Source organism: Streptomyces prunicolor NBRC 13075 (assembly GCF_000367365.1).
Classification (GTDB): Bacteria; Actinomycetota; Actinomycetes; order Streptomycetales; family Streptomycetaceae; genus Streptomyces; species Streptomyces prunicolor.
Genome location: NZ_BARF01000042.1, coordinates 59581 through 71938, shown reverse-complemented (window position 1 = coordinate 71938; position 12358 = coordinate 59581). Strand labels below are relative to the sequence as shown.

Genomic DNA, 12358 nt, shown 5'->3' with positions numbered 1-12358 from the left:
CAGGACCTACGCCGCCCGGTACGCCTCCTCCAGCTTCTTCACGGCCGCCGCGTACTTGCCGGTCAGCAGCAGATGGTCCGCGTCGGCGAACGGCTTCGACACCGCGGCCGTGACGTTCTGGCCCGCCTTCGCCTGCACGATCAGCCGCGCCTTGGTGACGAGCGCCTTGCCGGTCGCCGCCGACCGGGTCTTCCCCGCGGCGGCCTCCAGCGCCTTCAGGGTGGCCGTGCCACCCGTCGGCGCCTTCGTCAGCGTCGTCAGTCCCCAGCCGTACGGGAACTGCGGATCGTACGACGTGTCACCCACGTTGATCGGGAGCTGGGCCTCCGACTTCGGCCAGGTGACCGGGAGTTGGCCGGTGAAGGACCGCTTTCCGTAGAGCACGTCGGCCACGCCGTCGCCCTCCGTGCCGGGCAGCCAGGAGGCCACCACGGCGTCGATCTTCGGGAGCCGGTCGCCGATCAACTGCGGGCGCCCGGAGACGATCAGCACCGCGCACTTGATCGCCGCGCACACCTTGTCCACCGCTGCCTGGTCGGCCGGGGTGAGGGTCAGGTCGTTGCCGTTGCCGACATCGCCGATGCCCTCGGCGTACGGGGTCTCGCCGACGACGACCACTCCCACGTCATAGCCGCTGGTCGAGGCGGACGCGTCCTTGGAGTACGTGACGTTGCCGCCGGCGTTCTTCATCCCCTGGAGGATCGTCGTGCCGGTGGTGTTGGTGCCGGACGCGCCCTGCCAGGTGATGGTCCAGCCGCCGGTCTGGTTGCCGAGGTCATCGGCGTTGGAACCGGCGACGTAGACCTTCTGCGACTTCTTCAGCGGGAGGACGTTGTTCGCGTTCTTCAGCAGCACCTGCGACTCCGCCGCCGCCTGCCGGGCCACGGCCCGGTGCGAAGTCGAGCCGATCTTCGAAGCGTTGCTCGTGGCAGTATCGACGGACCGCTTCTCGAAGAGGCCGAGCTTGAACTTCTGGGTGAGGATGCGCGATACGGCGTCGTCGATCCGCTTCTCGGTGACGTGGCCCGCCTTCACCTCGGCGATCAGCGTCGAGCTGAAGTCCTTGTAGCTGTACGGGACCATCATCATGTCGACACCCGCGTTGACCGAGGTGCTGACGTGGGACGCGTAGTCGCCGGGGAGTTGGTCGATGGCGTTCCAGTCGCTGATGACGAAGCCGTCGAAGCCCATCCGCTTCTTGAGGACGCCGTTGATCATGTCGGCGCGGGCGTGCATCTTCACCGGGCCCAGGCCGTCGCCGACGATGTCGAGCGAGGAGTAGGAGGGCATTACTGTTCCGATGCCCCGGTCCACCGCCGTCTGGTACGGGGCCAGGTGGATAGCCTCCAGCTGCTGCCGGGTGACCGTGGTGACGCCCTGGTCGATCGTGTACGTGCCCGTCGTGGAGGAGCCGTACGCGGTGCCGCCGTCGCCGACGAAGTGCTTGGCGGTGGCGAGGACCTTGTCGTCGTCCTTCAACTGCTTGCCGTTCGCGGCTCCTTGGAGACCCTGGATCATCGTCTCCATGGACTGCACAAGCGCCGGGTCCTCACCGAAGGACTCGTAGGAGCGGCCCCACCGTTCGTCACGGGTGACGCAGAGGCAGGGTGCGAAGTCCCACGGGACGCCGGTCGCGCGGACCTCGCTGGCCGTCACCGCGCCTGTCTTCTCGGCGAGTTGGGGATCGCGGGTGGCGCCGATGCCGATGTTGTGCGGCATGATCGTGGCGCCGGCCAGGTTGTTGTGACCGTGCACCGCGTCGACGCCGTAGATCAGCGGGATCTGGAACCGCGTTGCCTGCGCCCGGAGTTGGAACGAGTCGACCATCTGCGCCCAGGCCGCCGCCGTGTTGGGCGTCGGGGTCGAGCCGCCGCCTGAGAGCAGTGAGCCGAGGTCGTAGGTGGCGACGTCGGCGCCCGTGCCCACACCGCCGCGCTCGGCCTGGGTCATCTGCCCGGCCTTCTCCTCCAGCGACATGCGCTTGACGAGGTCGGCGACGCGCTTCCTGATGGGCAACTTGCTGTCCAGGTACGGCAGTCCGTGCGCGTCGACGACGACCTGCGGGTTCTCGGCCGGGGCCTTGGCGCCGGTGACCGTGAGCTTCAGCGGGATCGTCTCGGCGTTCTCGGCGGACTTGTCCTTGAGCGTGCGGACCTTGACCGTCTGGGTGGCGCCGGACGCGGTGCCCGCCGGGAAGGTGAGGGTGCCGGAGACCGGGGTGTAGTCCTTGCCGGAGGTGGCGGTGCCGCCGTCCGGCGCATAGGCGACGGTCACCGGGTCGTCGAGCGGGACGGCGCCGGTGGTGGCGACGGTGACCTTGACCGTGGCCGTAGCGCCCTCCTTGACCGGGTAGACGGCCGCGTCGGTGGTGACGGAGGCGCGCAGCGACTGGTCGGCCTTGCCGTACAACTCCACGTCGTCCATGGCGAATTGGCTCTTGACGCCGGCCGGGAGCGTGACCGCGTAGCCCCACATCTGGGTGAGGCCGAGGACGTGGTCGATGCCGCCGACGGGCTGGTAGTCCGTGCGGTAGACGAAGTTCGTGAACGGGATCTCGATCTGCTTCCAGCCCGTGAAGTCGTCCGTGAAGGACGTCGTCCACAGCTCGGAGGCCTCACCGTTCGCGCCGCCGTCCTTGATCTCGAAGTTGGTGGACTTGCCGGTGTTCTGGCCGTCCCACCAGAACCGGATGCCTTGGTGCGCCGACCAGTCGTGGCCGGGTTCGGTCGCGGCGTAGTCGTGGGTGAAGCCGCCGTAGCCGCTGATGTCGTAGGTGCCGGAGAGTACGTGTTCGCCCTCTGGGGCGTCCGGTCTCGCGGTCAGGGCGAGTTGGGGCGGGTCGTCGGTGTCACCGCCCCAGGTGAAGATGCCCTCGGCGGGCTGGCTGGCGAAGGGCACCTCGCCCTCGAAGCGGTCGACGGGGGTGGGGGCCGGATCGGCGGCGGCGACCGCCTGGGAGACGGCGGCCGGTGACAGCAGCGCGGCGCACAGGGCGGTGGAAACGAGCAGGGCGGTTCTTGGCATGGACCTTCCCTCGGCTCTGGAGCTCTGGTTCACTCTGGGTTCGCACAGTTCACTCATGACTTAGATCACGCCGTGAGTTAACTAACGGCCCGCAGACCCGTCAAGACATCTCGTCAGGAAGGGCTAACGCATCCATGTCCAGGAGAACCCCCCGCACGGCCCGGCTGCTGCTCGCCGGACTGCTCTCCGTGGCCGGCTTCACCGCCGCCGTACCCCCCGCACACGCGGCCGGTGAACAGGTCACGGCCTGGCTCACCACCACCGACGACGCCGCCGGACGCCATATCACGCGCGGCCTCCAGGCCCAGACGCCGTTCGCCTTCTCGTCCGGGACGGGTGGCAGCGGCGAGAACATCACCGTCGACGAGAACACCCGCTACCAGACGTTCACCGGGGGCGGCGCGTCCTTCACGGACACGGCGGCCTGGCTGATGAACAGCAGCGGCGCACTGTCGACGGCGACCCGGAACGCGACCATGACCAAGTTGTTCTCACCAACCGACGGGATCGGCCTGTCGTTCCTGCGCAACCCGATGGGCGCCTCCGACCTGGCCCGCTACGGCTACTCGTACGACGACGTGGCGGCCGGTCAGACCGACCCGAACCTCAACTCCTTCTCGATCGCGCACGACCTGGCCGATGTCGTCCCGCTGACCAAGCAGGCGCTCTCACTGAACCCGTCTCTGACTGTCATGGCCTCGCCATGGACGGCACCGGCGTGGATGAAGGACAGCGGTTCCCTCAACGGGGGCTGGCTGAAGTCCGAGGACTACGGCGCCTACGCCAACTACTTCGTCAAGTACCTCCAGGCGTACAAGGACCAGGGCGTTCCGGTCTCGTACGTGACCGTCCAGAACGAGCCGACGTGTTGCTCCGGCTACCCGTCGATGAGCTGGAACGCGTCCGGGCTCGCCTACTTCACGAAGAGCGAGCTGCTCCCGAAGCTCAACGCGTCCGGCCTGACCACGAAGGTGCTGGCGCACGACTGGAACTGGGACGTGTACGACTCGTACGCGGCGGCGACCGTGGACGACGCGGCCGTCCGCTCGAACCCCAACTTCGGTGGGATCGCCTGGCACGGCTACGGCGGTGACATCGCCAAGCAGACCACCGTCCACAACCAGTACCCGACGCTGGACGCCTTCGGCACCGAGCACTCCGGCGGCACCTGGATCGCCAACCAGCAGCGCGAGGACATGAACAACATCATCGACTACACCCGCAACTGGGCGAAGTCGGTGACCAAGTGGTCGCTCGCCGTGGACCAGAACATGGGCCCGCACAACGGCGGTTGCGGCACCTGCACCGGCCTGATCACCGTGCACAACGGCGACGGCGCGAGCGGGACCGTCGACTACACCGTCGAGTACTACACGATGGGCCAGCTGACGAAGTTCGTCCGCCCCGGCGCCCAGCGGATCGCTTCCACCGCGTCCACGAACGTGCCGAACGTGGCGTGGCGCAACCCGGACGGATCGAAGGCGCTGATCGCGTACAACGACGCGTCCACGGCGAAGACGGTGACCATCAACTGGGGTGGCCAGCACGCGACTTACTCCCTCCCCGGCAAGACGTCCGCCACGTTCACCTGGGCGGGCACGCAGTCCGGCGGCGGCAGCCAGACCGGCGCGTTCGTCGGCCTCGCGAGCAAGTGCCTCGACGTGGCCGGGGGTTCGACCACCAACGGCACGGCCGTCCAGCTCTACGACTGCAACGGCTCCACCGCCCAGCAGTGGACCGTGGGCACCGACGGCACGGTCCGCTCGCTCGGCAAGTGCCTTGACGTGACGTCGGCTTCGACCGCCGACGGGGCGAAGGTGCAGTTGTACGACTGCAATGGAACCGCCGCGCAACAGTGGTCGTACAACGCGACCACCGGTGATGTGGTGAACACGGCGGCCAACAAGTGCCTTGACGTGACGGGCAATTCGTCGACGAACGGGACTCGGGCGCAGATCTGGACGTGCTCGGGGGCTGCCAACCAGAAGTGGCATCTGCAGTAGGCGGGGCGGGTCGTGTCGTGTCCCGCCCTCGACGGGGGGCGGGACATGAAACGTGTCGTGGGGGCGGTTGTGGGTGTGGCGGCCGGGGTGGGGTTGCTGAGCGCGTGCAGTCCCGCGCAACTCCCGTTGGCGGCGGCCTGGTTGGGCACGGACGGACAGCCGGTCGTACTGGTGAAGCCGTGCGGTCACGACCGCGCGGGGGACATCGACCTCGGCAGTTGGACCGAGGAGGAAATGGCCGACGTGGCGAGCGAGACAGCGGAGAGCGCAAGCGCGGAGAGCCCAAGCTTGGGCACCGGCTGGCGGACACCCCTGGTAGGGCCCCCGCTGGAGCCCTTCGGCACGACGACGTTCCCGCTCTTCGAGCCGCCCCGCTCGTGGCGGACCGAGGCGACCGGGCCTCAGGCACTGGCTCCCGGCCGCACCTACTCCCTGACGTTCAAGGTGTACGGCACCGGCGTCAAGTACACCGGCGACCTCTACTTCACCGCGAAGGACCTCGCGTCGCTGCACCCCGGCCAGGTCTGGGCCGACGACCGCGCGATGAGCCGGGGCGACTTCGACGACCTTGTGGACGACAAGTGCTGAGCCGGGCGCGGGGTCGACGGGGCGTGGCGGTAGTTGTGGGTGTGGCGGCCGGGGGTCTGCTGCTCAGTGGGTGCGGGGCGTTGGATCTGCCACTGGCGGCGGCGCGCCCAGATGCGAGCGGCGCGCCGCAGGCGGTCCTGCGGACGTGCGGCGACGACCTGATCCAGGGGCTGTCGCTCACTGGGGCTCCGACCGACACGGACTCCGACCGGAACTTCTCGGGCTGGCGCGTACCCGGCAAGCGGCACGGCGCCGACGCCGAGTTCCCGCTCTTCACCCCGCCGTCCGGCTGGCGGGCCCGTGCCGCGGGACAGCAGCGGCTGGTGCCGGACTACACGTACGAACTCGCCTTCGGCAAGGCCGAGTTCAACTACGAGTACACCGGCACCGTCACCTTCCGCGCAGCCGATCTCACTGCCCTCGATCCCGGCCAGGTCTGGGCCGACGGCAAGGCCATGAGCCTCGGCGAGTTCGAGAAGCTCGCCGAGGACTCCTGCTGAATCTCTGGATCGCCTACTCGGCCGGCTCGACTCCCGCGCGCAGCAAGCCGTACGTGTACGCGTCCGCCAACGCCTGCCAGGACGCGGCGATGACGTTCTCCGCGACGCCTACCGTCGACCACTCCGCCGAGCCGTCGGACGTGGCGATCAGGACGCGGGTCGTGGAGGACGTGCCGTGCTTGCCCTCCAGGATGCGGACCTTGTAGTCGACCAGCTCCAGCTTGGCGAGCTGGGGGTAGATCTTCTCCAGGGCGACACGCAGGGTGCTGTCGAGCGCGTGGACCGGGCCGTTGCCCTCGGCGGTGGCGACGATGCGCTCGCCCTTGGCGAAGAGCTTGACCGTGGCCTCGTTGGCGTGGGTGCCGTCGGGGCGGTCCTCGACGATCGCGCGCCAGGACTCGACCTCGAAGTAGGAGCGGGCCTTGCCCTCCGCCTCGGCGCGCAGGAGGAGTTCGAAGGACGCGTCCGCCGCCTCGTACGTGTAGCCCTTGAGTTCGCGTTCCTTCACGCGTTCTACGACCCTGCCCACCAGCTCGCGGTCGCCGCTGATGTCGACGCCGAGTTCCTTGCCCTTGAGCTCGATCGAAGCGCGGCCCGCCATGTCGGAGACCAGCATCCGCATGGTGTTGCCGACCTGCTCGGGGTCGATGTGCTGGTACAGGTCCGGGTCGACCTTGATCGCGGAGGCGTGCAGGCCCGCCTTGTGGGCGAAGGCCGAGACGCCTACGTACGGCTGGTGCGTGGACGGGGTGAGGTTCACGACCTCGGCGATCGCGTGCGAGATGCGGGTCATCTCGCGGAGCTTGCCGTCGGGGAGGACCTTCTTGCCGTACTTCAGCTCCAGGGCCGCCACTACGGGGAAGAGGTTGGCGTTGCCGACGCGCTCGCCGTAGCCGTTCGCCGTGCACTGGACGTGGGTCGCGCCCGCGTCGACGGCGGCGAGGGTGTTGGCGACCGCGCAGCCCGTGTCGTCCTGGGTGTGGATGCCGAGCCGGGCGCCGGTGTCGGCGAGGACCGTGGAGACGACGGCCTGGATCTGCGCCGGGAGCATCCCGCCGTTGGTGTCGCAGAGGACCACTACGGACGCGCCGGCCTCGGCGGCGGACCGTACGACCGCCTTCGCGTACTCGGGGTTGGCGCGGTAGCCGTCGAAGAAGTGCTCGCAGTCGACGAAGACGCGGCGGCCCTGGGCAACCAGGTGGGAGACGGTGTCGCGGACCATCTCCAGGTTCTCGTCCAGGGTGGTGCGCAGGGCCAGCTCGACATGGCGGTCGTGGGACTTCGCGACGAGGCAGATGACCTCGGTGCCGGCGTCCAGGAGCGCCTTGACCTGCGGGTCCTCGCTCGCCTTGGCCTTGGCTCGCCGGGTGGCACCGAACGCGACCAGCTGGGCGTGCTTGAAGTCGATCTCCTGCTTGGCGCGGGCGAAGAACTCGGTGTCCCGCGGGTTGGCGCCGGGCCAGCCGCCCTCGATGAAGCCGACGCCGAAGTCGTCCAGGTGCCGTGCGATGGCCAGCTTGTCCGCGACGGTGAGGTTGATGCCCTCCCGCTGCGCGCCGTCACGCAGGGTCGTGTCGAAGACGTGGAACGAGTCGTCGAGTTCGCTGGTTTCCGTCATGGTGTCTGGCTCCTGAGGATCTGAATCTCGGTCTGTACCGGAATGACCGGCTCCACCGTCCCTCAATGATCCCTCGCACTGCTTTCCCGGCTGAAGGTGGGCCAGAAAAGCGAAAAACCCCTCGCGGGTGCGAGAGGTCTGCGCGCGGGTCGAGTGACGACGGTGGCCGCCCGTACCTGGTCGTACGAGGCGGTCACTGCGGACCGGCGCGCCTGCTGCCAATAATCGTGGCGAACGAGAACACGGACGCAGTTTGGCACACCCCGCGTCCGTGCTCACCGTCCGTCTCATGATGCGAACAGCCGGTTGATCAACTCAGGTGCCGTACGAACACGTCGAGCGTGCCGTTGGTGTCGTCCGGCACCAGGTCGTCGGCGTACGACGCGAAGGCGACGGCCAGTCCGTCCGGCTGGACGGAGGGGTTTGTCGAGGACCCGTCACCCGGGCCGCCCCGCGCGTTCGCGCTGACGAGCTGTGCGGTGCCGGCCGTCAGGTCCGCGAGCCAGACCTGGCGCGGCCCGTCCGGACGGGCCAGGCGTCCGGACTCGTAGGCGACCCGGAGCCCGTCCGCGCTGAGCGAGGCCCCGTAGGTGAAGGCGCCCCGGCCCTTGCCCTTGATCAGGCGCGTGCGGTCCGTGTCGAGGTCGCGGACGAACACGTTGGCGCTGCCGTTGGTGTCCCCGTGCGCGAGGTTCGACGCGTAGGAGTCGAAGGCCACCCGGCGGCCGTCCGCGCTGATCGACGGTCCGGTGGACTCGCGGTTCGCCGGTCCCCCGTTCCGCGCCACGGACGCCTTCTCCAGGGTCCCGGTCTCCATGTCGCGTACGTAGATGTCGCTGTCGTTGGCGGGGCCTCCCGGGTGCGGGATCGAATACTGGTAGGCGATGTGGCGGCCGTCGGCGCTGATCGAGGGCCGGCCCGCGGCGCGTGAGCCGTCCTCGGAGACCTGGCTGACCGGCGCGATCGAGCCGTCGTAGACGCGGTAGCGGTAGACGCGCGCCTGCTCCACGTGGTCGGGCGTGGAGGGCAGCGTGGCGACGAACGCGACCCACTGGCAGTCGAAGCTGATCGCCGGACTGCCCATCGACGTGAACGGCACTCCCTGGTAACTGCGCGGCAACGGGCTGATCTTGCCGACGCTGCGGTTGCGCACATAGATCAGCGGTTCGTGGTCCTGGCGTGGGGTCGTCGTCAGGTCGGCAGCCTGGGAGACGAAGGCGATCATGCGGCCGGTGGAACAGGCCGACGGCTCGTAGGAGGGGCCGTCGGCCATGACGTCACCGGGCTTCGCCGCGTAGCTGACCGCGTGCGTCCCGGTCGAGCTGCGGAAGAAGACGTCGGACTGGCCGTTGGTGTCCCCGCTGTCCACGGCCGCGTTCGTGGTGAACACGACACCGTCGTCCGTCGCGGCCGCCCCGAACGACGCGTCGGTCAGTTGCCCGTCGCTCGTGGAGAGGCTGGCGCGCTCGGTGTAAAGGATCTCGGGTGCGGCGGTCGCCGTCGTTCCCGCCATGGTCACCGCGGCGGTGACGAGGGCGGTGGCCAGTGCGGCCCGTGCGCTGATGTCCACGATCTGTTCCCCCTGATGACGGTCGGTCGTTCAGTGCCGGTGGATGAACACGTCCGGGACCCCGTTGGTGTCGCGCGGGACGAGGTTCGTGGCCGCGGAGGAGAACGCGGCGGTGCGGCCGTCGGCGTCGAGGGCGACGGCACCGGAGGCTCCGTCGGCACCGCCGGTCAACTGGCGGATCGCCCCGGTGCGCAGGTCCTTGACGAAGATGTCGGCGACGCCGTTCGTGTCCCCCGGGACGAGGTTCGTGGCGGCCGAACCGAACGCCGCGTAGCGGCCGTTGGCGCTCAGGCTCACGTCGCCGCTCGCGCCGTCGGCCTGGGCGCCGTCGGCTGCGGTGCTGACCCGGACGGTGGTCTGTGCCGTCCGGTCGTACACGAAGATGTCGGTGGCCTTGTTGGTGTCGTCGGGCACCAGGTAGTAAAGGCTGGACTCGAACGCCACCGACCGCCCGCTCCCGCTGATCGACGAGGCGTCCGCGTACTGCTTGTAGGCGTACCTGTTCGGCCGGCTGATCAGTTCCGTGGTCTGGGTGCGCAGGTCGCGCAGGTACACGAGCCGCGTCTTGGAGACGTCCGCGTGCTCGGGATCGAGCAGGGCCGGGGTGTCGAAGGTGACGTACCGGCCGTCCGCGCTGAGGGAGGGGAACAGGGCGTCCGCGTCGGCCAGGACACCGGAAGTCGTGTACTGGACCAGCTGGTTCCGGCCCGTCCCGCGGTCGTGGACCACGACGTCGTCCCGGCCGTTCGTGTCGCCCGGAGCGGCGTCCGGGGCCGAGGTCACGTACGCGACCATCCGGCCGTTCGCGCTGATCGCGGGCATCATGTGGACGTTCGCCGCGGTCGGGTGGCCAGTGCTGACCCGCTCGGTGCGATGGGTGCGGCGGTCGAGGAGGTAGACGTCGTCGACACCGTTGTCGTCACTCTTCGCGAGCGGGGCCGCCGTGGCGAAGACGACGTAGCGGCCGTCCCCGCTCAGCGCGGGGGCACTCGCCGGGCCCTCGGCGACGCGCTCGGTGCGGCCGGTGCGAAGGTCACGGACGAAGACGTCGGCGACCCCGTTCTTGTCGCCGGGGACGAGGTTGGTCGCGGCCGAAGTGAACGCCACATAGCGGCCGTTCGCGCTGATCGCCGGCGCGGCGGAGGCGCCGTCGGCCTGGGTGTGGTGCGTGCCGGTGCTGACCCGCTCGACGCGGGGCGCGTGCGGTGCGGCGGTCGCGGTCACCGCGGTGCAGGCGAGCACGACGCCGGCGGCGAGGCCGACGGTGATGCGTGCGGACATGAACATGGTTCCCCCCGAAACCTTGTCTTCCCCCCGGGCCCTTGCGCCGAGGGCTCCCCTTGAGGCAAACGCAGCACCGGCCACATGGTCAATCGGCCCTATTGCGTACAACCCGGACGGAAGGTCACGCGTCCGCGAGGAGCCCCTCGTCGATGAACTCCCGTACGTGGCCGAGAACTTGCGCCCGGTCCGTGCCCCGCAGCCCGATCGCCACATGGATGGAGAAACCGTCCAGGAGAGCGCGGAGCCGGGCGGCGAAACGGTCCGGGTCGACGGCCCGGAACTCGCCCCGTGACACCCCCTCCGCGATCAGCGCGACCAGGTCGCGATGCCAGACGCCCTCGATGGCCGCCTGCCGGTCGCGGGCCTCGTCGTCGGCGTTCTGCGAGCGGTTCCAGACCTCCAGCCACAGGGTCCAGTGCGGGTCGCGGTGGCCGTCCGGGACGTACAGGTCGACGTACGCGTCGACGCGCTCGCGGGCCGTCGCCGTGCTGCGGGTGAGCAGTCGGCCGCGCTCGGCGCCCAGCCTGCCCTCGCTCCACTCCAGGGCCTGGAGCAGGAGTTCGTCCTTGGAGTGGAAGTAGTAGAGGAGATGCCCGCTGCTCATGCCGACCTCGCGGCCGAGCGCCGCCATGGTGAGCTGCTCCAGGCCGCGTTCGGCGATCATGCGCATGGCTGCGGCGAGTACGTCCTCGCGCGGCGGCGCGTTCTTCCGCGCACCGGCCATCGTCCGACCCCCTCTCGCCGGGTCCCTAGATCTTCGGCTGCTGTTGGGTGATGCAGTGGATGCCTCCACCGCCCGCGAAGATCGTACGGGCGTCCACCAGTGTCACCGTCCGCTCGGGGAAGAGGCGACGGAAGATGCCGGCCGCGATCTCGTCGCCCGGGTCGTCGAAGGCGCAGAGCACGACCCCGCCGTTGCAGAGGTAGTGGTTGATGTAGGAGTAGTCGACCCAGTCGCCGTCCTCGTCCTTGAGGACGGTCGGGGCGGGTACCTCGACGACCTCCAGTCGGCGGCCCTTCGCGTCGGTCTCGGCGCGGAGGAGGGCGAGGTACTCCTGCGAGCGGGCGTGGTCCGGGTGGGCCGGGTCGCGCTGGCTGTGGACCAGCACGGTGCCGGGCCGGGCGAAGGCCGCGACGATGTCGACGTGGCCCTGCGTGCCGTAGACGCCGTAGTCGCCGGTGAGGCCGTGCGGGAGCCAGATCGCCTTTGTGGTGCCGAGCTTGGCGTGGATCTCCGCCTCGACCTGCTCGCGCGTCCAGCCGGGGTTGCGGCCGGCGCCGAGTTGGACGGTCTCGGTGAGCAGCACCGTGCCCTCGCCGTCGACGTGGATCGCGCCGCCCTCGTTGACGAGGCTGCTGCTCAGTGCCGGTGCCCCGGTCAGGTCGGCGACATGGCGGGCGATCTTGGAGTCGTGCTCCCAGCGGGCCCAGCTCTGCGCGCCCCAGCCGTTGAACGTCCAGTCCACGGCGGCCAGTTGGCCGTTGCCGTCGGTGACGAACGTGGGGCCGATGTCCCGCATCCACGCGTCGTCCAGCTCCCGCTCGACCAGCTCGACGTCCGGTCCGAGCAGTTCGCGCGCCGACTCGCCCTGCCCCGGCCCGTGCACCATCGTCACCGGTTCGAAGCGGCGCACGGCACGGGCGACGGAGGCCCAGGCGGCGCGGGCCTCGGCCAGCTCCTCAGCGTTGGTGAAAGTCGGGTTGGGGCCGGGCCAGGCCATCCAGGTGCGCTCGTGCGGGGCCCACTCGGGGGGCATACGGAAGCTCATCA

9 protein-coding genes are annotated in these 12358 nt (G+C 69.5%); 3 read left to right on the top strand and 6 right to left on the bottom strand.

Annotated elements, in window-relative coordinates:
- Positions 1-6: 6 nt before the first annotated feature.
- Positions 7-3024: a glycoside hydrolase family 3 protein gene (locus SPR02S_RS19190; protein WP_019058617.1), complete on the bottom strand. Its 3018-nt coding sequence runs from the start codon at positions 3022-3024 to the stop codon at positions 7-9.
- A gap of 134 nt (positions 3025-3158) precedes the next feature.
- Between SPR02S_RS19190 and SPR02S_RS19185 the strand changes: the two genes are divergently transcribed.
- The 3 genes from SPR02S_RS19185 to SPR02S_RS19175 are packed head-to-tail and all read left to right on the top strand — an operon-like array spanning position 3159 to position 6115.
- On the top strand, positions 3159-5027 hold the full coding sequence (locus SPR02S_RS19185) for a ricin-type beta-trefoil lectin domain protein (protein WP_019058616.1): 1869 nt from the start codon (positions 3159-3161) through the stop codon (positions 5025-5027).
- A gap of 45 nt (positions 5028-5072) precedes the next feature.
- Positions 5073-5615 carry a hypothetical protein gene (locus SPR02S_RS19180; RefSeq protein WP_158697843.1) on the top strand — a complete coding sequence of 181 codons (543 nt, stop codon included), beginning with the start codon at positions 5073-5075 and terminating at the stop codon, positions 5613-5615.
- Positions 5616-5638: 23 nt separating this feature from the next.
- On the top strand, positions 5639-6115 hold the full coding sequence (locus tag SPR02S_RS19175; protein ID WP_218006580.1) for a hypothetical protein: 477 nt from the start codon (positions 5639-5641) through the stop codon (positions 6113-6115).
- A 13-nt stretch (positions 6116-6128) separates the two neighbouring features.
- Here SPR02S_RS19175 and cimA read toward each other — a convergent pair whose 3' ends face one another.
- From cimA to SPR02S_RS19150, 5 genes are all read right to left on the bottom strand, one after another.
- A complete protein-coding gene (cimA, locus tag SPR02S_RS19170) occupies positions 6129-7733 on the bottom strand; it encodes a citramalate synthase (RefSeq protein WP_019058613.1) in 1605 nt (534 codons plus the stop codon).
- Positions 7734-8043: 310 nt separating this feature from the next.
- On the bottom strand, positions 8044-9303 hold the full coding sequence (locus tag SPR02S_RS19165; protein WP_019058612.1) for a TolB family protein: 1260 nt from the start codon (positions 9301-9303) through the stop codon (positions 8044-8046).
- Between the two features lie 30 nt (positions 9304-9333).
- Positions 9334-10584 (bottom strand): TolB family protein, encoded by a 1251-nt coding sequence (locus SPR02S_RS55950; RefSeq protein WP_158697842.1) that lies wholly within the window; start codon positions 10582-10584, stop codon positions 9334-9336.
- A gap of 124 nt (positions 10585-10708) precedes the next feature.
- Positions 10709-11311, bottom strand: coding sequence for a TetR/AcrR family transcriptional regulator (locus tag SPR02S_RS19155; RefSeq protein WP_019058610.1), 603 nt, complete (start codon positions 11309-11311; stop codon positions 10709-10711).
- Between the two features lie 25 nt (positions 11312-11336).
- A complete protein-coding gene (locus SPR02S_RS19150; RefSeq protein WP_026150691.1) occupies positions 11337-12356 on the bottom strand; it encodes an agmatine deiminase family protein in 1020 nt (339 codons plus the stop codon).
- Positions 12357-12358 lie beyond the last annotated feature (2 nt).